Annotated in this window: 1 pseudogene; it reads right to left on the bottom strand. The window is 42.6% G+C overall.

The features are described 5' to 3' along the window. Positions 1-17: 17 nt before the first annotated feature. Positions 18-366: pseudogene (locus tag EAE92_RS24275) on the bottom strand (ISNCY family transposase); the annotation flags it as partial.

Below are 366 nucleotides of genomic sequence, written 5' to 3'. Positions count from 1 at the left end.
TAAAAGAGAAGATTAATTTAATGCTTTAACGCTTCAATTTTATCCCGGCTCAGTCCGGTACTGGTGACAATAATGTCCAAACTCACGCCATGCCGTAATAAGGCACGAGCCGTTTCCACTTTACCTTTCTCTCGGCCTAGCTCAATACCTTCTTCTCGACCTTCCTCTCGACCTAGCTCAATACCTTGCTTGATACCTCGCTCAAGCCCTTTTTGTTCAAGCTGTTCTGCAATAGTCACCAACATCGTTTCATGCTCCGGAGATTGTTCAATCAGTTGATGGACAAATTGGGAGAGATCCGGCGTATGTCCATTCAGTAAAAATAAAAACAAAAATGCCGATCTTGAATATCGGCATTTTACTGTA

The sequence above is a fragment of the Photorhabdus hainanensis genome (assembly GCF_018448965.1).
GTDB lineage: Bacteria > Pseudomonadota > Gammaproteobacteria > Enterobacterales > Enterobacteriaceae > Photorhabdus > Photorhabdus akhurstii.
Note: the sequence above shows the minus strand (reverse complement) of the source record. Positions and strands in the feature narration are given on the sequence as shown.